The organism is Microbulbifer maximicatervae (SeqCode), from assembly GCF_052468095.1.
This window is the reverse complement of record NZ_CP174332.1, coordinates 194,428-218,414: the sequence shown is the minus strand read 5'-3', so window position 1 is coordinate 218,414 and position 23,987 is coordinate 194,428. Positions and strand designations below refer to the sequence as shown.

The following is a 23,987-nucleotide window of genomic DNA, read 5'->3' as shown; positions in this document are numbered from 1 at the left end:
GGGGGAATCGCGATTGCTAATAAAGGGCGTATTATGGTCGTAAAGCCCCCCGCTGTGGAAGGGCAGCTTGCCCCTAGGGAAGATCCCCATGTGTCTACTGCTATTCGCCTATCAATGCCACCCGAAATACCCTCTGCTGTTGATCGCCAATCGGGATGAGTTCTATCAACGGCCAACCGCTGCAGCGGCGCGCTGGCCAGGGACCGGGCTAATTGCGGGTAGAGACCTTGAAGCCCAGGGAACATGGGCCGGCGTATCCCCCGGCCGGGTCGCCGCTGTAACCAATATCCGGGAACCTGGAACACCGGAACCTGTAGGAGCGCTATCCCGCGGGGAAATACCGCAGAAATTCCTCAGCCAACAAATTAGCCCTGAGCATTTCATCCACTACCTGGAATCCCAGCAGTACCGGGGCTTTAACGCCCTGCTGTTTGATATTCAGAATCAAAACACTCTCTTCTGTGCCGGAAACCGGCACAAGCCATTTACGTTTGAACCGGGTATTCACGGTATCTCCAACGGCGCACCGGACGAACCCTGGCCAAAGGTGGAGAGGGGCAAAGCGGGGCTGGCAGAAATAATACCTGCGGCCGACCAGCTGGTAACAATCGAGAACTTTGTGGAGCCAGCCCTGGCACTACTCAAAGATCGCACCCCCGCGCCGGACCAACAACTCCCCCATACTGGGCTACCACTGAAGATTGAGCGGGCGCTCTCTCCTATATTCATTCAAATTGATGCCGATAGCTCGGCGACAGAACCAATGCTTCGCAATGGAGGCTACGGTACCCGCGCGAGTACCGTGATCACCATCGACCAGAGGGGGTGTGGCCAACTTTGGGAGCAGACTTTTATACAGGGCAATGAAAATGGACCCCTGTGCTACTTCACTACCCGGTCGTCCAATTAAGCGGGCTAAATGCTAATGGCAGAGAAATTGTGCATAACTTTTTGTGCAAGCCTCTGCACAATATTCAAATAAGCCCCAGTAGACACACCCCTTTTTCACCCACGAGCGAAAAATTTGACGCAAAACTCATCATTCGCAAATCCTTACTCTAAAAAGAATGAAGCGCCAAGCAAATTTTGCATTTATTGCCATACTTACTTTCACAGACTGAAGTTGGTTGAGTTTCGCGCAAGCAGGACACCGACATCAGTCTTAATAAAAGGAAGTCGCGCGGGACGCATGACACGTGCGAGTCACCGATAATATCCCTGAGTATCTGGATGGGCTCGCCACAGGTTGGGAAGGTATGAACGATCTGGCGCCCGGCATTTTCCAAAATATCGCACCGGGCCCCCGCAGAATCGCTGAGGTACCATGTCGTATTTCAACCCCGAGCATCGTAGACGCAAATCTGTACTTCCACTGCTGACACTGGGTAGCCTCTGTGTCTTCATTCTTTATTATGCTTTCGCAGCAAACCAGAAGACCGTACCCGTTTTACCGGAGAACGCTGTTCGCCCTCATTTAGTGCACTGGCTAGAGGAAAACCCTGATGCCTGGCCAGCCCAGGACCCCATTTTCAACCCCGCCGCTGTGCGCAAGATCTACCAGCGCACGGATTACCGCTTGCTTTGGTTCGATAACTACAGCCTAAGTGATAGTGCCAATGACCTGCTGAAACAACTCACAGCTGCCAGCTCCGGCAATCCGAGCAGCATGGTCGACTACCGCTATCACCTGGGGTACTTCGATCGCACCCTCCGCGATACACCTCAACGTCTGCAGATGGCAGCCGTATTGGATATCTTACTAACCGATGCCTTTGTGTCCTACGCGCAAGATACCCAGCTGGACAGGCTCAAGCCCAAAACCCGCCCGCGTCGGGGTGTCACACCGGTTCTGCGGGATAGCGAAGGTTTCCGCTTGGTTACGACCAGCACCGCTCAACAGCAGGCTTCCAGTGAACCCAGCGGGCGCAAGTACTTCCGCGGATATGATCGCGCGGCCAATCTAGGCAGCAATGTTCGCAGCCGCTATTACTCGCGGGAATACAATGCGGATACTTCCGGCAATTACTCAGGACGCAATTATTCCGGTAGCACTCGCACCTATGAACGCAGTCGATACCGTTCCTATCGGGACAACAATAGTGGTTCGGGTTCTGGCAGTCGCGTTTATTACAATCAGGGGCGGTCAAATGCTGCCGCCCCACCGGTGAGATCTGAAAACAGTGAGGGGCCTTACTACGAGGAAAACCGGCCCTATGGCAACGATGTAAGAGCGCTGCGCGGTGAGCTGCAACGACTGCGCAAGATTTCTTCCAGCGGTCGCTGGCGTCCGATCCCGGCGGGCCCTGCCATGACCATGGGTGCACGCCACCCACATGTGGGCCTCCTGCGCAACCTGCTCTCCCTATACGGTGATTACCAGTCTTACTACAGCTACGGCGGCACTGATCGCAATCGCTTCGATCAGGGCCTTCACCAAGCGGTGGTGCGCTTCCAGAAGCGTCACGGCCTGAGAGCAGATGGTATTGTCGGTCGCTCAACTCGCAAACGCCTGAACTTATCCCCAGCTGCGCGCGCCCGTATTGTGGAAATGAATATCAAGCGCCGCGAAGAGTTGCCGGAACAATTGGGTAGCCGCTTTATCCAGGTCAATATTCCTGCGTACCGTCTCAAGTACGTGGAAAACGACCAGGTCAAACTGGCGATGAATGTCGTCGTCGGTAAGAAAAAACACGCAACGCCTGAAATAACCACCCGTGTCAGCAAGGTAGTCTTTAACCCCACCTGGACAGTACCGCGCAGTATCCTGGTAAATGAGATACTCCCCAAAGCTCGTAAAAACCCAGCGGGTATGGAAAAAATGGGATATCGGGTGATTAGCGGTAGGGGTGAAAAACTGCCCCTGACTCCGCAAAACCTATCTGCTGCAGGTGCGGGTTCCTACCTTATGCGCCAAATGGGCGGTGAGGAAAACATATTGGGACGTGTCAAATTTGAAATCCCCAATATTCACGACGTGTACCTGCACGATACGCGCGCGCGCAAACTTTTTTCCCTGACCTCACGGGGCTATAGCCATGGCTGCATCCGCCTGGAAAAACCCCGCCACTTGGCCGAAGCGCTGCTTCGTCCCCAAGGGGATTGGGATCAATGGCGTATCGATCAATTGACCACAGGAGAGGAAACCACGGAAGTGGATATGTCCCAACTGGTGAAGGTTTACATCACCTACTGGACTGCCTGGGTCGATGGCCAGGGCAACCTGAACTTCCGCCCGGATATTTATGGCAAAGATGGACTGGCCGATAATCAATTTTAAAAGAAACCGGGGCGGCTATACGTCGCCCCGGTTATAACCAGGGAATTATTGAGCGTGTTATTCCATTAATTATCCTTTCTTAAGCAGCACCATTCCTGAAAATTATTTAAAGACTATCAGTCACAAGTTATCAATGTGAGCACAGTGATAAATCTCACTGATTTCTCAGTGCTTGCAGGGGTGACTTATGGGTGCTGCCAACAATTCACTTTGCGCTTTTTTGCCACGCAACCAACTAACCTCCCTCAGGGCGAGTGCCGCTGCGATTGCCGTAGCAATGTCGCTGGGCATTCACTCACCACAAATACTCGCCGAAGCTAAAGATACCGTCGAACCAGACCTGATCGGCAGTCGCGATCCTTTTTTACCTCAGGGCAGGCAATTTTCCCTGCTCAGCGAAGCGTTAGCACGCTATCAAACCCTGGCACAAGGTAATTACTGGAAACCGCTCAGTGCTGGACAACCTATCGCACCGGGCAGCCGCAGTCCCCGGGTTGCGCAATTGAGAAGCCTGTTAATGCTCTATGGTGATCACCATCCCGAAGAGTACGGAGCAGATACTTCTAAAGCAGATGTCTACGACAAAAAACTGCAGCAAGCCGTTAAACGGTTTCAGAAACGTCACGGATTAAAGCAAACGGCACTGGTTGATGAGGGAACACGGAGTCGGCTCAATACCCCGCCAGATAAAGTTGCCAAAATTCTGGCAGCGAATATTGAACGCTGGAAACAACTACCCAAGGATTTAGGGCCTCGCTATATTATCGTGAATGTCCCGGAATTTAATTTACGCCTAATTGAAGGTGATAAAGAGCAGTTCCGTATGCGGGTCGTTGTGGGAAAACCAAAACACAAAACACCGCAAATCGCTACCCGTATGACGCGACTGGAATTTAACCCTGTATGGCGTGTCCCGCCCAGTATTGCGCTGCGGGAACTTTTACCCAAGGGCAGTTCCGCCCTCAGGGCAAAAGGTTATCGCCTAATGAATCATCGGGGCAGATCGGTGCCTTTTACTCGTGGAAATGTGGCTGCAGTACGTCGAGGGCAGATTTCGCTGCAACAAAAAGGCGGACCGGGAAATGCTTTGGGAAGAGTGAAATTTGTTATCCCCAATCGGCAGGCCATTTTTCTCCACGACACAAATAGCAAGCACTTATTCAAAAAATCCCAAAGGGCCTTTAGCCACGGCTGTATTCGTCTGGAAAAACCATTGCAGTTTGCTCGCATGATGTTAGCCCAACAAAACAAGTGGAGTGATGCTCGCATCAATCGCGCGCTGGGAAGTGGTCGCACCCATGGCGTTGCCCTTAAAAATCCCCTACCGGTTTATATCGCTTACTGGACTGCCTGGATCGATGAAAATGGGCAGCTTCAGTTTCGGCCGGATATCTATAACCGGGATCAGTAATAGGAGGTAGCGGAGTGAAGCGGATAAAGAGCTATAGGGACTACTGAGTTATCAGTATGGCAAAAGGCCCATTCCAGCTCGGCATCGCCGCACTGATAAGCCTCGTAATTGCCTCGGCCAGCCCTTTGAATGCCTCATTCACTGGGCAGACCGATGTCATTATTGAGCCAATCAGTTCGACCCAGCAATTACGCGATACCGCTCAGGCCTACCGAGTGTTAGCGAAAAACTGGCGACCGATTACCCAGGGAAAAACTTTACAGCCCGGAGACAAAGGCCCTCGTGTCCTACAACTACGTAATTTACTGGCAATGTATAAGGATTATCACGGTCAGCCCGGGCCGCTTTCCGCTCCGCAAAAAGATCCCCGAAGATTTGACAGTGCGCTCCAAGCTGCAGTGGAGCGCTTTCAGGAACGCCACGGATTGAACGTTACCGGTATCGCCGGTGAAGACACACTTGCAGCCTTGGCTATATCGCCAATGGAACGCGCTAAGCAAATGGAATTAAATGCATCCCGATGGGAGCAGCTAAAGCTCCCAGAGGATGATCGCTACGTAATCGTCAACGTGCCCGACTATCGATTGCAGCTTATTGAAGATGGTTCGGTCGCTCTCAATATGAAAACCGTCGTGGGAAAAAGCAGTACGCGCACACCAAATTTACGCACGCGGATAACCAATATTGTTTTCAGCCCAACCTGGACAGTCCCCCGAAGTATTCTTGTCACCGAGCTTTTACCCAAGGCACGACACAACCCAACAGCCATGCACAAACGGGGTTATCGAGTAGTGCAATATCGCAGCGGTAAATCGTCCCCTATTACAGAGGAGACTATTGCCAAGGCAGCCGGGGGGCATGCTACTTTGAGGCAATTGAGTGGCCCTGAGAATACTCTGGGGAAAGTGAAATTTGTTATCCCCAATAAGCAGGCTATTTTTCTCCATGACACCCAAGCTCAAAGCCTGTTTAAACTTCGCCAGCGGGCATTAAGTCACGGATGCGTAAGGCTACAAGCACCAGAAGAATTAGCGTACTTTCTTCTCCGTGACCAGGGTTGGGATAGAACCCGGGTAGCGCAGGCAGCGAATGGGCACGATGCTCTGAATGTAAAGGTTAAGGGGTCACCCCGTATTTACATTGTTTATATGACAGCATGGATAGATAGGGATGGGCGCCCCCAATTCCGCTCTGATATTTATCATCGTGACAAAGAGCTGCCTTATCCAAATTAGGGAGCTTATCGGCAAGTGAAAAATATTAAGTATCGCTAAAGGATTTTGCCTGTTCTCATTTTCTCTGACAGCGCTCTATAACGCTAAAGTTCTCCAAACAATAGAACTTGAAAGACACCGATCAGAATAACCACCTAAGCAAGTTTGATTTAATTTTTCAAAGCACTACTCACATTCCTATTTAAACCCTGGCCTTGATTTGGAAACTACATCCTTGTCATTAAGAAATTAGAGATTTGCCATATTCACAACCGTGGTAGCAATACTGGCCGGATCTAATTTTTCCAGGTTTCTTTTTATCGCCCGCTGCTACTGGCGGGCTCCAGGAAATCGAGATCAATACGCCCCCCAAATATAGGGCGGTCCAGAGTCTGCCAGATAACCTAAACAGCTGTATGTCCGGAGAAATACTACGCTGGCAGAATCCAATCTGCATGTATATACATGTACATACAAACTCTTATCTTCTATATATCTAGGTTGTCCTCTGTATATAGATGGGTAAACCAGCCACTAATAAAGAAGGCTATCGAGCTCATGACCGAAGAGGTGATCGGATAGCTCCCAAGTACACTGACGAAACCGCCCGATAAAACTTATAAGTCGCAGAAAAATAATTTTTTAGTGATTAGCGTGCGATGACAACGCTGTCTCCAATCTATTCAGCACTATCGACTGATCAGCAATAAAAATTCCAATTTCAGGCAGCAGAAAAGAAAAAATATACCACCCAGGCTATCTAATTATTTCCGAATTAGCAGCTTCAGGTTTGTAACAACTGGTTATTTTTTGTACATTTTCCGCCGTACCCGGTTGCGCCAACTAAGGCAAACCGACGAGAGATTTAACGACGAGGCGGAATTATGAAGAATCCATCCAGACGTCGATTCCTGGCAGTGACCTGCGCAACTGCGGCGGCCGTCAGCGCCGGACCGACTTTCGCAAAAGTAGGTAGCTCCCGCACCCTGAAAATGCGCAACCTGCACACCGGGGAGAAGCTGGAGGCCGCCTACTGGACTAACGGAGATTACAGCAGCGGAGGCCTGAAGCAGTTCAACAAATTGCTTCGTGACCACCGCGCCAACGAAGTGACCCGAATGGACCCCAAGCTTCTAGATATCGTCTACAAGCTGAAGGAGAAGTTCAATTACAACGGCACCATTGAGATTATCTCTGGATACCGTTCACCTAAAACCAATGCCAAGCTGCGTGCAGCTGGCCGAGGCGTAGCGAAACGCAGTTACCACACACGTGGTATGGCCTTGGATATCCGTATGCCAGGTGTGTCCCTGTCGAAGTTGCGCCAGGCAGCACTCAACCTGAAAGCGGGCGGTGTCGGATACTACCCGAAGAGTAACTTCGTACACGTGGATACTGGCCCTGTACGTCGCTGGTAATCCCCACCCAACAGATACAAAAAACCCGGCAGTCGCCGGGTTTTTTGTTATGCCTGTGAGAGCAAGATTTATTCACCATCAACCGGTAAGCTAACCGGCATCACATCCTGATCGGATACTGGCACTTGGGTAGTACCTGCCATCAACCCGGCGATACGTTCCAGAAGTTTGCGTGCCTGGGCCAATTGGGTCAGCTCCGCCAGCTCAATCGGGTCTTCCATTTGCAGCAACAAGCTCTCGAAATCCACAAAAGCCTGCTCTAAAGCCGTCACCTGATGTCGATCCAGCAACAGCTCCGCCAAGCCGCCCCCACCGGTGGGAATCCAGTTTGACTGGAGAGTTGCCATAATTGCCAATATCGCCTGCTTTGAATCCGCAGCACGGCTACTTTCCACATCGCTCTCGGAACTCTCCGGCAACCTGCGCAACAGCTGCTCATCAATCACCCGGGTGTGCGATGCACGGATTTGCTGCAATCGGGCAACCGGTCCAAGGGATAGATAGGGCCGCGACAGGCTGTTGGCCGCCGTCGGCCAACGGCGGGCCAAGCCTGCCATATCCTCTTCCACACCTTTAACGATCAAGCGGGTTAGTTCACGGCGCCGATTGACGGCCAGGGCCTCGGGTTTTTCCCCATCGGACTTAGCTAAAAACTGCTCCGCAACCCGCTCGCTGGTGGGCCCCCAGAGCATGATTTCCAGGGCGTGAAAACCGGTGCTGGCCTCTTCATGTGCCGTCAGGCGGTGCTGCTTGCGCAGGTTCGTTAAAGTCAGATCAATGGCCGTATCGTTAACGATACCGCTCTCAGAATAACCCGGCACTGTATCCAGGTAGCCCGCCTGGGCCGGCCAACTATCTACTGATAACAGTAATTTTCTACCCTGGCTGCGCAACTCTCCCGAAGAAAAAGCCAACTGGATATAAGGCAATGCAGCAGCAAATTCCCTGTGGGCATCCAGCCAGGCAAGCCTGGCATTTTCCAACTTATTTTCATTCGGCTGAGCCAGGAGACCATCCACTTCACGCTGCAGAGTTTCAACAGCGGCATGGGCGTGGATAACCTGGGCCTCACCCGCCTGCCAAATTGCCAGGGATAACTCGGTCGCAGCCTTTTCATTCACAGGTTGCGGCGCAATACTTTGTTGCGATACCTGCTGCGGTTTTTCTACCGCTTTTTGCTCACAGGCAGAAAGTCCGGCCAGGGCCCCGATTAAAACAGCCAGGGCCCGGTACTGGATAATAGATCCGTTCACTCAATTCCCCATCTTGTGCATTTCACAAATACTGGCAAGCACCTACTCACTCTCTTCCCGCAAACTGATCACCGGCCAGCCGCGAGCCTCAGCTTCTGCGCGCAGGCGATTATCCGGGTCCACCGCAATTGGGTGCTCAACTTCGCCCAGTAAGGGCAGATCATTGATGGAGTCACTGTAGAACCACTTTTCACTGTTGGCGTATTCCGGATTGTGGGCCAACCATTGGCGCAACCGGACAACTTTCCCCCCCTGGTAACAGGGTTCACCAACGACCTTCCCGGTGAACCGCCCCTCATCTTCCTCTGGCTCAGTGGCCAGCAGGGTATCGACACCGAGACGCGAGGCAATGGGCTCAACCACAAAGCGATTGGTCGCAGTGATAATCATGATGTGGTGGCCTTTGCGGCGGTGTTCGCCGATCAGCTCCTGGGCCCGAGGCAGCCACAATTCACTGATAACTTCCTGCATAAACTCGCTTTGCAAGTTATCCAATTGGCCACGAGAAAGCTGCGCCAGGGGCTCCAAGGCAAATTCCAGGTAGGCAAAAATATCCAATTCACCGCGCTGGTAATCTTGATAAAAGCGATCGTTAGCCGAGCGGTAACGGGTCCCGTCGACATGTTCACGCTCCACCAGAAATTCGCCCCAGGCATGATCGCTATCACCACCTATCAGCGTGTTATCCAGATCAAAGATTGCCAAGTGCACCGTCGACTCTCCCATAACTATAGGTTCCCCATAAGCATTTGACCGCCAGGAAGCCGGAAACGTCCCCTGCGCGGCCGCTAATTTTACCTTGCGCCGCACGACAGCACACGGACTGCGTCACTGAATTGCTGTAAACCCCCCGCTGTGGAACAATGCAGAACAAGTAAGTGCAGCGCACGGCCGCACACAACAGTATTGAGGATGGTATTTTGGGCGACGGCAAGCCGGCACAGGCCGGACGAAAGAACCGCCGTAAGCCCGCCAAGCATTCGAATCGCAATGATAAAGCCCCGGCGGGTAACAAGAACCGGGGCACGAGTGGCGAGAGCAGCAGCAATATCGATGCCGAGGGGTTCCGCCCCAATGTCGGTATTATCGTGCTCAACGCCCGCGGTCAGGCACTGTGGGCGCGGCGGGTAGGTGGCAAGGACGCCTGGCAATTTCCCCAGGGTGGTATTAATCCGGGCGAAACCCCTGAACAGGCGCTATATAGGGAACTGTACGAGGAAGTAGGCCTTACTCGCGATCAAGTCAGTATGATTGCCTGTACCAGAGGCTGGCTGCGCTATCGCCTGCCTCAAAGGCTGATTCGACGTCGCTCCGAACCACTGTGCATCGGGCAAAAGCAAAAGTGGTACCTGCTGAGGCTCGAGGCAGAAGAAGCCTCTATCAGCTTCGACAACGGTTACAAACCCGAATTCGACCACTGGCGCTGGGTAAGCTACTGGCACCCACTGAGTAAAGTGGTGACCTTTAAGCGTGAAGTATACCGGCGTGCACTGACCGAGCTGGCCCCACAACAAATACAGCTGGAGAGACGCTGGCTGCGCGGACAGGACAGCTGACCGCACAGGGTAGTTAGCAGCATATCTTCACAAAATGGCCCCGATCAGCATCGAAATTCTACTTTCCGGGGCCATCGAATTTCTCCGTTGATTGGCGAGGACAGGCCATTGCTCGGATCTCTGCGCAGTATCGTTCAGGAAGTAAATGCCGCCCGGAACCTCACCGCGGTGCTGGAAATCATTGTGCATCGCGTGCGGGAAATCATGCACACCCGCGTCTGCTCCGTATATCTGCGCGACAAGCAACACGGCAACTATGTCCTGATGGCCACCAATGGCCTCAACCCCAAAGCAGTTGGCCAGGTCCACCTGGCCCCCGGCGAGGGACTGGTAGGCAATGTAGTTACCCGCGAAGAGCCGATTAACCTAGAAAGGGCCGAAGCCCACCCCGCCTTCCAATATTTCCCCTCTACAGGAGAAGAGCGCTTTAGCGCCTTTCTCGGCACACCGATTATTCACCACCGCGCCGTACTGGGTGTCCTGGTTGTGCAGCAAGAAGAGAAGCGCCGCTTCGACGAGTGGGAGGAAGCTTTCCTGGTCACACTCTCGGCGCAGCTCGCCGGCGTTATCGCCCACGCCGAGGCTACGGGTCTTCTCGCCTGTATTGGCAAGCAACAACGGGAAACTCACTTCTCTGGCATTGCCGCATCCCCCGGTGTGGCTATCGGGCGGGTACATATTGTCACCCCGCATGCGAATCTCGGCACAGTGCCCTACTCCGAATGCGAAGATGTGGACACTGAACTGGCTCTGTTTCAACAGGCCCTGACAGCCGCCCAAGAGGAAATTCGCGAAGTCGGTGAGCGCCTGAAGAGCGACCTCAGCCCCGAGGAACGGGCACTATTCGATGCCTACATCAGCATGTTGGATGACAGCTCCCTCGCCGTCGAAGTGTGCGATCGCATCCAACAGCAACTCAGTGCCCAGCGGGCCTGGGCCGAAGTTATGTTGGAACATGTGCGGCGCTTTGAAGCCATGTCCGACTCCTACTTTCGCGATAGGGCCGCCGATGTTCGCGACCTGGGCGCCCGAGTGCTGATGCACCTGCGGCAACAGCAGCAGAGCGACCGGGACTTCCCCGATAACACCATCCTGATCGGCGAAGAGCTAACCGCAGCGGTATTGGCAGAAGTGCCCAGGGAAAAGCTGATCGGAGCCGTATCGGTTAAAGGCTCCTCTAACAGCCATGTGGCTATTATTGCCCGAGCCATGGGACTGCCCGCAGTAATGGGAGTCCAGGACCTGCCCTACGAAACCATCGACGGTGTCGATATGGTGGTGGATGGCTACCGAGGCGATTTGCATATTCACCCCGGCGCAGAACTCAAGCGCCGCTACGACGATATTGTTGCAGAAGAGCAGCAACTGGCCCGCAACCTGGACCACCTGGCTCAACTCCCGGCAATCACCTCCGACGGCCATCGCATCCGTCTGATGGTAAATACCGGGCTGATGGCCGATGTTGTTCGCTCCCTTGAGCGCGGCGCTGAAGGAGTAGGACTTTTCCGCACCGAAGTACCTTTCCTATTGCGAGACCGTTTCCCCTCCGAGGAAGAGCAGCGGGAAATTTACCGGGAGCAACTGGAAGCCTTTGCCCCCCTGCCCGTCACTATGCGCACCTTGGATATCGGCGGCGACAAAGCATTGGCCTATTTCCCGATCGAGGAAACCAATCCCTTCCTGGGGTGGCGCGGCATTCGCGTAACTCTCGACCACCCGGAAATATTCCTGGCACAAGTGCGCGCCATGATGAAAGCCAGCCTGGGGCTAAATAACCTGCGAATTATGCTCCCCATGATCAGCGGCCTGAACGAGCTCGAAGCCGCGCGCAAACTCGTGGAAAGAGCCTACCGGGAGCTGCTTGAAGAAGGTTACGAAATTGTTATGCCCCCACTCGGGGTAATGGTAGAGGTACCCTCCGCCGTCTACCAAGTGCGAGAACTCGCCGTGCATGCGGACTTTATATCAGTGGGCAGTAATGACCTCACTCAATATCTCTTAGCAGTCGACCGCAATAACAGCCGCGTAGCCAATATTTACCACGCCCTGCACCCAGCTGTACTGCGCGCTTTGCAGGAAATCGTAACGGCAGCCCATGCCGTTGGCACCAAGGTGGGGATTTGCGGAGAACTAGCAGGAGAACCTAGCGGTGCATTGTTATTAGTAGCCATGGGCTACGATATGCTATCGATGAACGCCACTAACTTACCGCGAATAAAAGCTACACTGCGCGCCGTTAGCCGAGCTGATATTGAGCAGCTCCTGCAACAGGTTTTGCAAATGAATAGCCCTGAGCAAATTGAAAGCACCGTGAAAGGGTTTCTTAATGAGGCAGGGTTGAAGGTCTCTTTGCAGCCGTAAATGATGAGGTGTTTAAATCTAAATTTACCCGATTTTATAAAGCCTGAGTTAAATATCTAACAACCAAACCGTTAGCCCCTCGCAACAGCAAGATATTTGCCCAAGCGACTAATGAAGAGCTATATCGCTCAACATTATTCTGACCCACCAAATAGCTTCTCAATGTTTCCTAATCCTTAAGCTACTTTTTCAGAAATGGCAAGCTCACTTTATTTTTAAGCGTGTCAATGGAATAGCAGAATGTCCCCCACCCAAAGAAAAAAACAAATAACTACTAAATACGCGTGATACTCAATTAGTACACTCAACCCTGAAGCCTTGGCCTCATCACACTTCTAAATTTCCGATAATTCTGACAAGTTAGTGAGTGCCAGCTCAGGTAATTATGATCATTTTGACCGTTATTTTTGAGCTTCACATAGAATATGTAAAAATACTTTACAAATCAGTCAGTTATAAGTTGAGTTAAAAACCGGGATAGTAGTCAAAGTGATCATTTTTGTAGTTTGCACTTTAGTAGCAATTACATCTAACCCTATGATTTTAATTTAAAATTTCCATTACAGCGGGAAAATTGATTCCGAAATAGTAATCATGATAAAAGTGGTCAGAATGATTACTATATAAATGTTAAGTGTCATTATGGACGATAGAGCATTTACAAAATTAATTGAGTATCTTGAGAAAGTTCCAGCGATACGTGGTGCCATCGGAAAAGGTTCAGAAGCAGATGGCTGCTGGTGGGTGAAATTCGATATTGATATTCACCATCAATTTGCGTGGCACACCGTCCAGGAGCTTGGTCATGTTTTGAACTACATGTCAGTCAATGAGCGTCTGCCAACATCCTTTCACCCGGTGTCTCCACCACCTTATATGAATGGTGGCCCTGACGAGTTTCTATCTTGGGTAATAGAGTGCCATAACCCAGAATTTAAGCCTGGTACATGTGCTGAGTGGCTTGTTGGTCGTTTGCCAAATCCAGTAGAGGACTTAGGGCAATGGGCTACGGAGTAAAACACTTAACAAGGGTAGGCAACATCGCCAGCGCAAAAAGCGCGCTGGCTGGACGTCTTACGCTACGCTTCAGCCGCCGTTGCTACCGGCGTTAAGCATGATTAAATATCTTTGGATTCTCATAGCATTTATTTTTTTGCTGTCGGCTTACAACTGGTACGAAGAAGGCTATTTCAGTTTTTTGGGCTTTTGCTTAGCAAACCTTGGCGCTGTAGCCGCGCCAATATTGGCTACTCTGATCCTGCAAGGTGTTTCTAAATTATCAGGCTTGCCCGATCTACCATTCAAATTTTCGGCCGTCCTTTCTGTGGTCTTAAGCCTGGTTGCATATGCTTACTACGCCTTGAACGGTCGCGCTGAAAACTCAGGCACTTCAGCCGCACAAATGCATGTTATCGTGGCACCAATAGTGCTCTTGTCTTTTACTCTGTTAACATCGTTAATGGCTTTGTTGACAAGCGTTGTATTTAAGTTGTCGGAGGGGAAAAATGCTTAACAAACACAGGCAGATTGCTCCGGCCCTTCGGGCCTGCGCGGGACGGCCTATGCTACGCTTCGGCCGCCCCTGCTGTGGGCGTTAAATTCTCAAGGAGATACAAGTGAGAAGTTTTATAGTTGCAGTGCTGGCTGTCCTCTTATCGGCTTGTGGCGCAACAATACAAACATATGAATCATACTCAGAACCAACCGGTGTTGAGAAAACAGCATCGATTGGTAGTGAGCTATACCGAGTTACAAAAACCAGGGATTTACCAAATGCTTTCGGGAAAGCTGACATTTTCGGAGGCAAGGTCAATTCAGGCTTCAGTGAATTGCGCTTTATGGGTATCACTCCTGAAGGAGCAATTATTTTTAGGCTTACGAATGTTGATATTGAATCAAATGAGACAACTATGAGTAGGTACGGTAGTAGTTCTACAACGGTATATTCAAATACTACAGCCAATGCTACCGTTGTTGGCAGTTCCGCATATGGTTCTGCTAATACAAACACTACAATCCACCACTACGAAAAGCCAAAGTCAACCGTTACGCAGTTACCTCCGAATACTGTGGAGTTTTTATTTAATCCAAATGAAAAATTGCTAAAACTAGATGGTTTAGTAGTTGAAATCACCAAGGTTACAAGTTACTCAATTAGTTATGTGCTCCATAGGCAGTAAAGTATTTAACAAGTACAAGCAGGTTGCTACGGGCCTTTGGCCCTTCGCGGGACGGCTTACGCTACGCTCTAGCCGCCCCTGTTGTAGTCGTTATGGCTTCACAAGGAAATAGAATTGAGTAAATACTTACTAGTCATACTTTTATTGCTACCTGGAATATCTTCGGCAATTGACTTTGATGAGGCTGTATCTTTAGCAGCGCAGCAATTCAAAGAGAAGAATCAGTCCAGAGTTGATTACTTGATTGAAAGAATGGAATACGAGAATAGTATCTCTCTTGATGAACAAGGCGATTGCTATTCTATACCAGGTGGAGGTATCACTCAGGTAATAAGAATAAATAAAGAGGGGATAATAGATTTAGTGCTTTCGTCGGCTTCAAATGCAAAAAGCGAATGTTTTCGTAAAGTTTATCTGGGGACCAAATACAAGCGGCCACCTATAGCACCAATTTACCAAAAAATGTTAATGGGGTATGGCATTGAGCCGCCTGCTCAAAAGCCATAACAATGCGGTGTTGTCGCCGCTGAAAAGCGCGGCTGGGACGGCTAGAAACCTTCCCCCATTGAGTAGACGCCTACCTTTTGAATAGGGTAGGAAAAAATGCCGAAAATACTGAGTGAAGAGCGAGTTGTTGAATATTCAACAGAATTCAAAGTTAGAGTGGTAGCTCTCACTAATCAACTGAAAGTAGATACGACTACTATCGCCAACATTATTGGTTTGCATCCAGTAATGGTGTATAGATGGCGACAGGAAAGTAGAGAAGGCAAGCTGGTCGAGAAGCCCAGTCGTAGAATAAGTATGACAAAAACAACGAAAAATCGGTCTCAAACCGATGATAAAGAGATAAGACGTCTAAAAAAGCAGGTCGAGAAATTGCAAAAGGAGAATGATTTCCTAAAAAAGTGGGAAATGTACCTGAAAGATCCAAAGCTGAAAGATTCTCGTTCATAGCTCTTAATCGATCAGACTTTGGTGTCAGGTACTTATGTAGATACTTGAATGTTTCACCCCAAGGGTTTTATAAGTGGCTCAATCGAGATGAGAGCACTCGTGACATAGAGAATAGGCGAATTCTAGGGTGTATCGAAGCTATCTATACACAGCATGATGGTAATTATGGAAGTCCAAGAATTAGCGCAGAGCTGAAAGCTAATGGTGAACGAATAAATCACAAACGCGTTGAACGCCTTATGAGAGAGGCTGGAATCGTGGGGAAAGCTGGAAGGATCTATCGTCGACGCCCTTTGCCTGGAAATCCTTATATTAAGGTTGAAAACCTACAAAGAGAGCATGGTATGCCGAGTAAACCAGACTCTCAATGGGCTGGTGATGTAACCTATCTGAAGATCAATGGACAATGGCAATATTTAGCTGTGATTATTGATCTTTACTCCCGGAAAGTGTTGGGTTGGGAGTTGTCGGATACTCGAACTGTTGAGCTAACACTGTCAGCGCTAAATAAAGCTGTTCGTCGCAGAAATATAGAATCAGATCTAATATTTCACAGTGACCGAGGTTCTGAGTACGGTGCTTATGCATACCAAAGTCGACTCAAAGAACTGGGTATTGAGCCGAGCATGAACCGTCCAGGATTTATGAATGATAATGTGTATGTAGAATCATTTTTTCAAACACTGAAAACTGAGAGTTTCAAAGGATTTAATTTTGAATCCGTTGAGGAACTAAGAGCTAACTTAGCTTGGTATCTTGATAGGTACTATAACTTTAAAAGAAGACATGGTTCACTTGGGTTCAAAAGCCCAGATGAATATGAAAGAATGGCCGCATAAGATGAATATAAGGTGGCGTCTACTTTAAGGGGGGAGGCTTCCTACGCTGTCGCTCCGCCGCCCCAAACCTTAGCGTTATGCCTCCTAGTATCATGAGCAATACAATTATTAGCAACGACAGAAACAGGGCTGCTTTAAAGCCACTATTCACTTTAGTAGGATTTTGCTCAATTCTTATGGGCATATTGCTTTTTGCATTTTCTGAATATGCAAACGATCTGAGCAGCAAGAGTGCCATCGTAATTTTGGCTTGGTCTATCTTGTCGGCTTACCCAATAGCAAATTTGGCTAATGCGTTCAAAACAGGTGTAATTGTGAGTAAGTTTTCTATTGTCAGTAAAGAAACTGCGCCATTTGAGTTTTGGTTGTGGGTAGGTATATTCATAGCTGTAGGCTTATGTCTAAGTTTAATTAACCTAATTTTAATATTTGGCTGGGGCACCCAAGCATAACAAGGGTAGGCAACATCGGCAGCGCAAAATACGCACTGCCTGGACGGCCTACGCTACGCTTCGGCCGCCGTTGCTACCGGCGTTATGCATCAAGGAGTAGAAGGTGTTGGAGCCAATAATCCAAGAAGAAACCACTGGGTGCGGTATTGCTTCAGCAGCTAATATTCTTGGCAAGAGCTATGCAGAAATGAAAGCTATTGCCAACAATATGGGTATACATGCCTCAGATGAAAGTTTGTGGTCTGACAATCAGTATGTTCGTCGTATGCTTGCATCTCAAGGTGTCAATACATCTGACCACGAAACGTCATTTACATCATGGTCAGAGCTTCCCGATGTGGCGTTGCTTTCTATAAAGCACTATCAAGAGGCTGGCAAAAACTTTTGGCATTGGGTTGTTTTTAAGCGCATCAATGGTCAAGAGTTTGTGCTTGATTCGGCCAGTTACTTACCATCAAATCTGCGCCAAGACTTTGAGGCTATGCAGCCCAAGTGGTTTATTGAGGTTGCAAATGCATAACTAGGCCAGGCACAAACGCGCTTCGCGCTGGACTCGCCACTGCGTGGCTCGCCTGTGCTGGCGGCGTTATGAGTACAAATGGCTAGATATCTCGTATTACTAATTCTTCTTTGCAGCGCATCTGTGAATGCAATTGACATTGAGCTGGTCGTCGATGACTGTGGTCCATTGGCAAGAGGTGAGTTAGGCGTTGTTTTTAGTCCAAAACCGCGAAAACAAGGCTGGTATTACTCCGCAAAAGGGGATGCGACGGATGTCTGTCCAAAGTTAATGGATGCGGTTCGCATAGTTGGTTATGAGGAAGATTACTGTAAAAACCATAACCCAATTCATCCGAAAGAATGTGAGTATTTGAAGGTATTTATTATCAAAGAGTACATCAATGAGTAGTACTCATAACAAGCCGCAGCAATCGCTCCCCTTGGTCGCTGGGACAGCCAAAACGCTACGCTTTTTTGTCTGCCCCTGTGCGGGGCGTTAGGCGTCCAAGAGGATTGAGTCCCTAATGGAAATTAGCGATATTAGAAAAACGTTTGAAGAGTTCGTTGGTACAGAAAGATATTTGAACTTTTTGGCTACTATCTGTTGCTCCAACAAAGAAAATGGTCGCCTTAAATTCAAACAAGAACTTGAATGGGAAAAATTCGTTAGTGAGTATGGGGTAGGCTATAAAACATACCAAGAAATATGGTCGTTGTTTCAATACTGCCATTTGCATCAAGTAGAGCTTGAGCTGGATCATGCTGAAATCATCTATGGTACAAGAAGATCTCCTACAGAAGCTGAGCGAAGAACTATTAATGAAAACTACCCTTATGCTAATGTTGTGGCTTATGGGCCTTGCTGGGTTGAAGATGCAAAGACAAAAGAGGTTCTTTACTGCAGCAAGTGCAGAGAAATCTATGGTAGCTAAGATGGGTTGTTCGCCTAACAAGCGGCTGCATTTCGTTCCGGCCTTCGGCCTCCACCGGACTCGCTGCGCTCGCCGATGAGCCGGGCGCTAAGTTTTATACACAAGTTTTTCCGGTTTTATTATGTAAATCAATAAGTTACAGTTTGACCTGGCATGAATTACAGATTTGATTGGATTATTATGCAGGACTGGGTCATGGACGAAGTAAAAAATCAGGTTATGGGTGATACACGCTTGAATAAGCGCTTGTCCAATATTCTTAGTAGTTTAAGTTCAGATCCAAAGAATAGCATTCCCTGTGCAAACAAAACTTGGGCAGAAACGTTTGCAGCTTATCGCTTTATCGAAAATGATAAAGTCAATTTTGACTCTATTATGAGCGGCCATAAATCGGCAACTCTTGAGAGAATCAAGGCGCAGCCCGTTGTTCTTATCCCTCAAGATACCACCTTTCTAAATTTTGCCACTGACTTAGAAAGTAAAGAGATGGGAACACTTAGGCGGAAAGAGACCAATCAGCAACTCTTGCACACCTCCATCGCTATAACGCCATCAAGAATTAACTTGGGTGTTGTTGAGGGTAGTATGTGGCAGAGAGACAAGGAATCAAGCTCTAATTCCCGTTATACCAAGTCGATAAAGGATAAGGAGAGTCGACGCTGGCTAGACCATTACGAAACGGCTTGTCAGATACAGGAGCGCTGCCCTGAAAGTACAATTGTGAGTATTGCTGATAGAGAGGGTGATATTCATGAGTGGTTTCAACTGGCTGAAGATCAAAGTGAACAGCGGCGGGCGAGCTATATCGTTCGAGCTAAGGCCAATCGCACTTTAGAGCTCGATGGAGAAGAAACGGTTTTGCTTTGGGATCATATGAATGAGCAGAAATCTGTCGGTCTATACACGGTAGATATTCCCAAACGGAATGGAGAGCCTGGAAGAAAAGCCAAGGTCAACGTATCCACTACTGAGATACGGCTACTTGGGAAAGGAAAATCTAAACGACCACTTTCTCTCTATGCTGTATTGGCTAAAGAATTAAACCCACCAGAGAGTGAAAAAGGCATTGAGTGGATGCTGTTAACTGATCTTCCAGTTGAAGACTTTAAGCAGGCAAGGGTCATCATTGAGTGGTATCGAAGCCGGTGGGAAATTGAAACCTATTTTCGGGTGGTGAAAGGCGGATGCCAGATAGAAAGTAACCGTTTTAGAACAGAGCAGCGCATGTTGAACTGCATTGCGATCTATATGATTATTGGATGGCGGCTACATTCGATAACTACGCATGCACGAAGAGTTCCTGACGCACCGTGTACAAGTGCCTACTCTGAAAAAGAATGGCGTATGATATGGATGATGCGAGATAAAACTACTCCACCAAATGAACCCCCAAGCATGAGGGAGATAACCCGTATGTTGGCAGGTTTAGGAGGTTTTTTGGGGCGTAAAGGGGATGGCGAGCCAGGGGTTAAAACCGTTTGGCAGGGATACACCAAGCTACTTCATTATATAGAGGCAGCAGAAGCTCTAAATGGACTTAAATAATGTGTATAAAACACAGGCCGGGCGTTAGAGCTACCAATAAAACCGAGTGTAATTAATGTTCACACAAATATGGAAAGGTTGGACTACGGGTGTTTCCGTTATCTTTACGCCGCTGTTCTTAATTGCTGCTTTGGTACAACCTGACGCCCCTGGTAATATGCTTTTAGCCGCACCATTAGTTCCGATCATAGCTGCTGGGCAAGGCGTGTTAGTTGGAGCGCTGGTTTGTCTTGGTCTCAAAATATTGTCATTTAAAAATTAACATGAGTGCCACAAACTCTAACAAGTGACTATGGTTGCTCGTCAAGTTATTAAGCCATACTTTCATCCCAGTAGGTGTTATTTTTCACCATCGTATTCAGTATCGTAATCTGCTTTCTCATGCAGGCAATCAGAGCGACCTTTTTAGGTTTGCCAGCGTCGACTAATCGCTTGTACATCGGCTTTAGTTTGGGATGATGCTGTATGGCCGACATGATGGAAACAAACAAAACCGTTCGTACACGATGCCTTCCACCCCGAATATATCTCTTTCCCTGGAAGCTGCCGCTATCACGGTTCATCGGGGCGATACCGACAAGTGCAGCGATTTCTTTACGGTTCAATTTTCCTAGCTCGGGAAGTTCACTCATCAGCGTATAAGCCAATACATTTCCGACTCCTTTAGCGCTTAACAATAGGTCTCGCCTTTGCCGCCACTCAGGCACACTGTTAACCAGTTTATCTAGTTGTTTGTCGATACTTTGTAACTCTTTCTTGATGGTGTTTAGAATGGTCCGTATAGGTTTGTGTACTGATTTCGGCATTCTCTGAAGCCGATTCTTTTGCATTGTACTCATTTCTAAACACTGACTTCGTACTACCAGTAAGTCACTGATATTCCTGAGTTTTTCTGGCTTTAGCTCCGATAGTCTTGGCTTCATGGCCTCACCAAAATGTGCAATATCCATTGCATCTAGCTTGTCAGTTTTGGCGAGGCGCCCTGCGGATTTAGCGAAGCTTCTTATCTGTGAAGGGTTGCAAACAACAACAGGTAATCCTGCTTTGTCGGCGGCGCAAACAAACTCTAATTCGAGTCTTCCTGTAGACTCTATTAATACTCTTTGAGGTTTAAGAGGTTGTAGTTGTTTAATGGCATCCTTAATGCCGTTTTTATCATTGGCAACACTAAAAAACTGGCCAGTAGGTCTCACATAAATATCGAGTTGTTTACTGCTGGTATCGATACCGACATTGATCTCTTTAGGTTCCATAAGATAAGCTATCTCCGCCTTGCTATTCGGGCTCGAGGCCCACATGACTATTCGAGTTATGCCTAGTGAGTGTCTGTCACGTTCCTACTTGTTAACGGTCTTTATAAACCGGCGCAGCAACGAACTGTGACAAACAAGGCCTTCGGTGGCCGCCGAAGGTGGGTCTCAATTTACCCGTTAGCGAAAAGGATTTTCAACATCAGAATCAGGCAAGAACAACCATACAAGCGCAGCAAAGGGACGGCTTACTTTATGCACGTTTTGCGCAGGTCGCTTCACAATTCGATAATGAATATTGAAAAACTTAAAACCTTTCTAAGCTCGAAGAGCAATGAAGAACTTGATGATATTCTCGATCAAAGAGATGAGCAAAACTTCGACTCTGCGTGGTGTCAGGTATACGAAGTAGTCGATGAGGTGAGTGTCGATTTTGAGGGGGAAGCCTTATTCAAAGACCTTTCTAAATTGGTATCGCAACATGAAATTGTGTCATACATAGTTGATGATTTAAATGTGCTTAAAAAAGCGGAAGAGATAGGTGTTACTCCTCCTTTTGTTCTTTTTTTGCGAGAAAGTTATGAAGAGGGAGTGGTTCCCCATGTGTGGCAAAGCTAACAAGGCTAGCCAGCATCGCCTACCGCGTGGGCTGGACTTCCGTTTCGGCGCTTCGCGCCTACACTACGGCCGCTGCTAGCGGCGTTAACTGTTGTAAGAGAAAAAAGTGATATCTGATAAATTCGATAGAAATGAAAATCCAGACTGGGAGTCTGATGCCCTTGTGCAGGTATGTTTTTCCGGTAAAGATATCATCGTAAAGAATGGATACAGACCTCATTACAAGGTTAAAACAGACTACCTCACGACTACAATTCATTGGTTTGTTGATGAAGGGATTGCGGAACCTAATAGGCGCACTCAAGCGTTTGTTAAATTCATCACGCCAGAGGCATACCCAAAATGCCTAGAGACTGGCGCCAATCTAGAGGTTCGAGAAGGTTCAAGAGTAGTTGGCCATGCTGAAATACAGGAAATATATAATGAGCAATTACGCAAAGGCAGCTAACAATCACAGGCACGTTGCTACGGTCCTTCGGTCCTTCGCGGGACGGCCTACGCTACGCTGTGGTCGTTATGTTGAAGGGAGAATCAGCAATTAAAGCATTAGAGCCTAGTTATTACGCAAGAATACTTTCCCCAAAAGGCGTGTATCCATCAGAAAGTATATATTTTGACGATGCAGTATATTTTAGCGATAGAGATATTTCTTTTTCTGTAGTTAAACATCATAAGCATACTCGAGGCGGAGAGGACGATTCTTATAGTGAGGTACAAATGCTCAATCCTACAGAGACAAAACTGTATGGGGCATTAATGCTGGCTGTTGATAGAGATATAAGTTATGCCTCATTCTATCCATACCCATATACTGTGCCTGTTCGATGTGAAACAAAGCTAACTGACACTCAATGGCTAACTGACAAGATCAAAAGTGAATTATGTAATAAACTAACCGAGGAAGATGTTGTTCATCCCGGTTACTCGTTTCCTGCAAGAAACACCTATAAAAATGCCACAGATATTTCAATGCCTAAAGCTGTGGGTGGTCCTGATTATGACTTAAGGACTGAAGGTGTTAACTATGACCTTGCAAAGGAAATATATAATAATATTGATATAAATGATTCTTTAGTGATCCGAGGCATTTACACTCTAATTAAGGCCGGCATGCTTAGATCACATTATCAATTTCTGGAAGAAGCTATCTATTCTCTATTTATCACAATGGAAGTTTCATATCGGCTTGTGCTTCGTGAGCTGAAACGCCAAGGACTAAAAAATCCAACTTCACAGGATGCAATGACATACATTCATGATGCTTTTAACGACATTCACAGAGTAGATAAATATTTTGAGGAATATTATGAAGGGCGCATAATATCACTCCATCCAGAAAGTCGCTTTGGAATACATCCGCATGCACCTCTTGCGGTTGACGATTGTTACGGACTTTTTAACGACATGATAGAGGTGTATACATTTATGATCTGTGGTTATGTACACCCAAAGCACAAAGAAAAATTAAAACACCTGTAAAAACATAACAAGTTGTTCAACGTGACGCCTGGCGGCGCACGTTACCAAAGCGTTAGTTGTAAGGGAGTAAAATGAGATATATCGCAATTTTAGTATTATTTTTAATTGGACAAGCAGAGGCTGCAATCTATAAATGCACTGATGAATCGGGGAAAGTCAGCTTTCAAGAGCAAGAGTGCACAACAAAGTCTAAAGAAAAGCTAAGCATCAAACATAAGAGAGAATCAAATTATAATCACTCAATGTGGATTGAGCCTAATTATGTAGATACAGCTTACTCAGCATTATTTCAAAATGTGTCTATATATGAATTTCAAGGTAATGATAGCATTCTCAAATATATGCCTTTTGGTTGGAAACCTTATAGAGTCAATGGAAAAGTTTTAGAGGTCTATAAAGGCGATTTAAGCATAGGTGATACGGCCTCGGTAATCGTATATCTGAGGCCGCCTTATGATAGAAAACAAATATTTTCTAACAAATATCTTTTAAGTTTCTGTAAATCTAAATCTGGTGTTTTCTTTGTGGGCAATGATTTTCAAACTCAAAAAGCAACTTCAGGAAACATCAGAAAATTTCAAGATATAAAAGAATATGGCACTGACTATAAAGGGGATGGTAAGTGCATCACCAACTGGCCTTCATTTAACCCTGACAAACACAACTAACAAGTTTAGGCAAAGGACTAGCAAACCTGTCACTTAAATTGCTTTCGCAATTACGTGCCAGATCCGCCAGCCTGTG

The 23,987-nt window shown here is 47.9% G+C and carries 26 protein-coding genes; 23 read left to right on the top strand and 3 right to left on the bottom strand.

What is annotated here, in order from left to right; all coding sequences use genetic code 11:
- Positions 1 to 88: 88 nt before the first annotated feature.
- The 5 genes from ACJJIL_RS01005 to mepK all read left to right on the top strand — a co-directional run bounded on the left by ACJJIL_RS01005 (position 89) and on the right by mepK (position 7,320).
- Positions 89 to 910 (top strand): NRDE family protein, encoded by an 822-nt coding sequence (locus ACJJIL_RS01005; RefSeq protein ID WP_445360977.1) that lies wholly within the window; start codon positions 89 to 91, stop codon positions 908 to 910.
- A 414-nt stretch (positions 911 to 1,324) separates the two neighbouring features.
- Positions 1,325 to 3,277: a L,D-transpeptidase family protein gene (locus tag ACJJIL_RS01000; protein WP_445360976.1), complete on the top strand. Its 1,953-nt coding sequence runs from the start codon at positions 1,325 to 1,327 to the stop codon at positions 3,275 to 3,277.
- Between the two features lie 187 nt (positions 3,278 to 3,464).
- Positions 3,465 to 4,688 (top strand): L,D-transpeptidase family protein, encoded by a 1,224-nt coding sequence (locus ACJJIL_RS00995; RefSeq protein ID WP_445360975.1) that lies wholly within the window; start codon positions 3,465 to 3,467, stop codon positions 4,686 to 4,688.
- Positions 4,689 to 4,744: 56 nt separating this feature from the next.
- Positions 4,745 to 5,923, top strand: coding sequence for a L,D-transpeptidase family protein (locus ACJJIL_RS00990; protein ID WP_445360974.1), 1,179 nt, complete (start codon positions 4,745 to 4,747; stop codon positions 5,921 to 5,923).
- Between the two features lie 863 nt (positions 5,924 to 6,786).
- Positions 6,787 to 7,320, top strand: coding sequence for a peptidoglycan L,D-endopeptidase MepK (mepK, locus tag ACJJIL_RS00985; RefSeq protein ID WP_282930973.1), 534 nt, complete (start codon positions 6,787 to 6,789; stop codon positions 7,318 to 7,320).
- 68 nt (positions 7,321 to 7,388) lie between these two features.
- On the opposite strand, the gene ACJJIL_RS00980 is transcribed toward mepK, so the two are convergent.
- Both ACJJIL_RS00980 and ACJJIL_RS00975 read right to left on the bottom strand, forming a co-directional pair.
- On the bottom strand, positions 7,389 to 8,573 hold the full coding sequence (locus ACJJIL_RS00980) for an imelysin family protein (protein ID WP_413663580.1): 1,185 nt from the start codon (positions 8,571 to 8,573) through the stop codon (positions 7,389 to 7,391).
- 42 nt (positions 8,574 to 8,615) lie between these two features.
- On the bottom strand, positions 8,616 to 9,284 hold the full coding sequence (locus ACJJIL_RS00975) for a histidinol-phosphatase (RefSeq protein WP_445359644.1): 669 nt from the start codon (positions 9,282 to 9,284) through the stop codon (positions 8,616 to 8,618).
- Between the two features lie 338 nt (positions 9,285 to 9,622).
- On the opposite strand from ACJJIL_RS00975, the gene ACJJIL_RS00970 reads away from it, so the two are divergent.
- The 14 genes from ACJJIL_RS00970 (at position 9,623) to ACJJIL_RS00905 (ending at position 20,158) form a co-directional block, all read left to right on the top strand.
- Complete coding sequence (locus ACJJIL_RS00970) at positions 9,623 to 10,129, top strand: RNA pyrophosphohydrolase (protein WP_282934628.1); 507 nt, start codon at positions 9,623 to 9,625, stop codon at positions 10,127 to 10,129.
- Positions 10,130 to 10,237: 108 nt separating this feature from the next.
- Complete coding sequence (gene ptsP / locus ACJJIL_RS00965) at positions 10,238 to 12,490, top strand: phosphoenolpyruvate--protein phosphotransferase (RefSeq protein ID WP_445360973.1); 2,253 nt, start codon at positions 10,238 to 10,240, stop codon at positions 12,488 to 12,490.
- Between the two features lie 642 nt (positions 12,491 to 13,132).
- Positions 13,133 to 13,507: a hypothetical protein gene (locus ACJJIL_RS00960; RefSeq protein ID WP_445360972.1), complete on the top strand. Its 375-nt coding sequence runs from the start codon at positions 13,133 to 13,135 to the stop codon at positions 13,505 to 13,507.
- Positions 13,508 to 13,604: 97 nt separating this feature from the next.
- A complete protein-coding gene (locus ACJJIL_RS00955) occupies positions 13,605 to 14,003 on the top strand; it encodes a hypothetical protein (RefSeq protein ID WP_445360971.1) in 399 nt (132 codons plus the stop codon).
- A 103-nt stretch (positions 14,004 to 14,106) separates the two neighbouring features.
- On the top strand, positions 14,107 to 14,670 hold the full coding sequence (locus tag ACJJIL_RS00950; protein WP_445360970.1) for a hypothetical protein: 564 nt from the start codon (positions 14,107 to 14,109) through the stop codon (positions 14,668 to 14,670).
- 114 nt (positions 14,671 to 14,784) lie between these two features.
- Positions 14,785 to 15,177 (top strand): hypothetical protein, encoded by a 393-nt coding sequence (locus ACJJIL_RS00945; RefSeq protein ID WP_445360969.1) that lies wholly within the window; start codon positions 14,785 to 14,787, stop codon positions 15,175 to 15,177.
- A gap of 96 nt (positions 15,178 to 15,273) precedes the next feature.
- Entirely contained in the window at positions 15,274 to 15,627 is a 354-nt protein-coding gene (locus ACJJIL_RS00940) for a transposase (RefSeq protein WP_413662312.1), read from the top strand.
- Positions 15,579 to 16,466: an IS3 family transposase gene (locus tag ACJJIL_RS00935; RefSeq protein ID WP_413662311.1), complete on the top strand. Its 888-nt coding sequence runs from the start codon at positions 15,579 to 15,581 to the stop codon at positions 16,464 to 16,466. The genes ACJJIL_RS00940 and ACJJIL_RS00935 overlap by 49 nt, the downstream gene beginning before the upstream one ends.
- A 92-nt stretch (positions 16,467 to 16,558) precedes the next feature.
- Positions 16,559 to 16,918: a hypothetical protein gene (locus ACJJIL_RS00930; protein WP_445360968.1), complete on the top strand. Its 360-nt coding sequence runs from the start codon at positions 16,559 to 16,561 to the stop codon at positions 16,916 to 16,918.
- Between the two features lie 103 nt (positions 16,919 to 17,021).
- Positions 17,022 to 17,438: a hypothetical protein gene (locus ACJJIL_RS00925; RefSeq protein WP_445360967.1), complete on the top strand. Its 417-nt coding sequence runs from the start codon at positions 17,022 to 17,024 to the stop codon at positions 17,436 to 17,438.
- 78 nt (positions 17,439 to 17,516) lie between these two features.
- Entirely contained in the window at positions 17,517 to 17,828 is a 312-nt protein-coding gene (locus tag ACJJIL_RS00920) for a hypothetical protein (protein WP_445360966.1), read from the top strand.
- Positions 17,829 to 17,943: 115 nt separating this feature from the next.
- Complete coding sequence (locus ACJJIL_RS00915) at positions 17,944 to 18,351, top strand: hypothetical protein (protein WP_444928116.1); 408 nt, start codon at positions 17,944 to 17,946, stop codon at positions 18,349 to 18,351.
- 153 nt (positions 18,352 to 18,504) lie between these two features.
- Positions 18,505 to 19,896, top strand: coding sequence for an IS4 family transposase (locus ACJJIL_RS00910; RefSeq protein ID WP_507021881.1), 1,392 nt, complete (start codon positions 18,505 to 18,507; stop codon positions 19,894 to 19,896).
- A 55-nt stretch (positions 19,897 to 19,951) separates the two neighbouring features.
- Positions 19,952 to 20,158 (top strand): hypothetical protein, encoded by a 207-nt coding sequence (locus ACJJIL_RS00905; RefSeq protein WP_445360965.1) that lies wholly within the window; start codon positions 19,952 to 19,954, stop codon positions 20,156 to 20,158.
- Positions 20,159 to 20,207: 49 nt separating this feature from the next.
- Here ACJJIL_RS00905 and ACJJIL_RS00900 read toward each other — a convergent pair whose 3' ends face one another.
- Positions 20,208 to 21,149: an IS110 family RNA-guided transposase gene (locus tag ACJJIL_RS00900; protein WP_445360964.1), complete on the bottom strand. Its 942-nt coding sequence runs from the start codon at positions 21,147 to 21,149 to the stop codon at positions 20,208 to 20,210.
- Between the two features lie 288 nt (positions 21,150 to 21,437).
- On the opposite strand from ACJJIL_RS00900, the gene ACJJIL_RS00895 reads away from it, so the two are divergent.
- The 4 genes from ACJJIL_RS00895 (at position 21,438) to ACJJIL_RS00880 (ending at position 23,911) form a co-directional block, all read left to right on the top strand.
- Positions 21,438 to 21,764 carry an immunity protein PIM1 family protein gene (locus tag ACJJIL_RS00895; RefSeq protein ID WP_445360963.1) on the top strand — a complete coding sequence of 109 codons (327 nt, stop codon included), beginning with the start codon at positions 21,438 to 21,440 and terminating at the stop codon, positions 21,762 to 21,764.
- A gap of 106 nt (positions 21,765 to 21,870) precedes the next feature.
- Positions 21,871 to 22,212 carry a hypothetical protein gene (locus tag ACJJIL_RS00890; RefSeq protein ID WP_445360962.1) on the top strand — a complete coding sequence of 114 codons (342 nt, stop codon included), beginning with the start codon at positions 21,871 to 21,873 and terminating at the stop codon, positions 22,210 to 22,212.
- A 68-nt stretch (positions 22,213 to 22,280) separates the two neighbouring features.
- On the top strand, positions 22,281 to 23,243 hold the full coding sequence (locus tag ACJJIL_RS00885) for a hypothetical protein (protein WP_445360961.1): 963 nt from the start codon (positions 22,281 to 22,283) through the stop codon (positions 23,241 to 23,243).
- Between the two features lie 71 nt (positions 23,244 to 23,314).
- Complete coding sequence (locus ACJJIL_RS00880) at positions 23,315 to 23,911, top strand: DUF4124 domain-containing protein (RefSeq protein WP_445360960.1); 597 nt, start codon at positions 23,315 to 23,317, stop codon at positions 23,909 to 23,911.
- The last annotated feature ends 76 nt before the right edge of the window (positions 23,912 to 23,987 follow it).

Excerpts from the sequence above, each read along its gene's own strand:
- ACJJIL_RS01005 (WP_445360977.1), top strand. The coding sequence starts at position 89 with ATGTGTCTACTGCTATTCGCCTATCAATGCCACCCGAAATACCCTCTG.
- ACJJIL_RS01000 (WP_445360976.1), top strand. The coding sequence starts at position 1,325 with ATGTCGTATTTCAACCCCGAGCATCGTAGACGCAAATCTGTACTTCCA.
- ACJJIL_RS00995 (WP_445360975.1), top strand. The coding sequence starts at position 3,465 with ATGGGTGCTGCCAACAATTCACTTTGCGCTTTTTTGCCACGCAACCAA.
- ACJJIL_RS00990 (WP_445360974.1), top strand. The coding sequence starts at position 4,745 with ATGGCAAAAGGCCCATTCCAGCTCGGCATCGCCGCACTGATAAGCCTC.
- mepK (WP_282930973.1), top strand. The coding sequence starts at position 6,787 with ATGAAGAATCCATCCAGACGTCGATTCCTGGCAGTGACCTGCGCAACT.
- ACJJIL_RS00960 (WP_445360972.1), top strand. The coding sequence starts at position 13,133 with ATGGACGATAGAGCATTTACAAAATTAATTGAGTATCTTGAGAAAGTT.
- ACJJIL_RS00955 (WP_445360971.1), top strand. The coding sequence starts at position 13,605 with ATGATTAAATATCTTTGGATTCTCATAGCATTTATTTTTTTGCTGTCG.
- ACJJIL_RS00940 (WP_413662312.1), top strand. The coding sequence starts at position 15,274 with ATGCCGAAAATACTGAGTGAAGAGCGAGTTGTTGAATATTCAACAGAA.
- ACJJIL_RS00930 (WP_445360968.1), top strand. The coding sequence starts at position 16,559 with ATGAGCAATACAATTATTAGCAACGACAGAAACAGGGCTGCTTTAAAG.
- ACJJIL_RS00920 (WP_445360966.1), top strand. The coding sequence starts at position 17,517 with ATGGCTAGATATCTCGTATTACTAATTCTTCTTTGCAGCGCATCTGTG.
- ACJJIL_RS00915 (WP_444928116.1), top strand. The coding sequence starts at position 17,944 with ATGGAAATTAGCGATATTAGAAAAACGTTTGAAGAGTTCGTTGGTACA.
- ACJJIL_RS00910 (WP_507021881.1), top strand. The coding sequence starts at position 18,505 with ATGAATTACAGATTTGATTGGATTATTATGCAGGACTGGGTCATGGAC.
- ACJJIL_RS00905 (WP_445360965.1), top strand. The coding sequence starts at position 19,952 with ATGTTCACACAAATATGGAAAGGTTGGACTACGGGTGTTTCCGTTATC.
- ACJJIL_RS00900 (WP_445360964.1), bottom strand. The coding sequence starts at position 21,149 with ATGGAACCTAAAGAGATCAATGTCGGTATCGATACCAGCAGTAAACAA.
- ACJJIL_RS00895 (WP_445360963.1), top strand. The coding sequence starts at position 21,438 with ATGAATATTGAAAAACTTAAAACCTTTCTAAGCTCGAAGAGCAATGAA.
- ACJJIL_RS00885 (WP_445360961.1), top strand. The coding sequence starts at position 22,281 with ATGTTGAAGGGAGAATCAGCAATTAAAGCATTAGAGCCTAGTTATTAC.
- ACJJIL_RS00880 (WP_445360960.1), top strand. The coding sequence starts at position 23,315 with ATGAGATATATCGCAATTTTAGTATTATTTTTAATTGGACAAGCAGAG.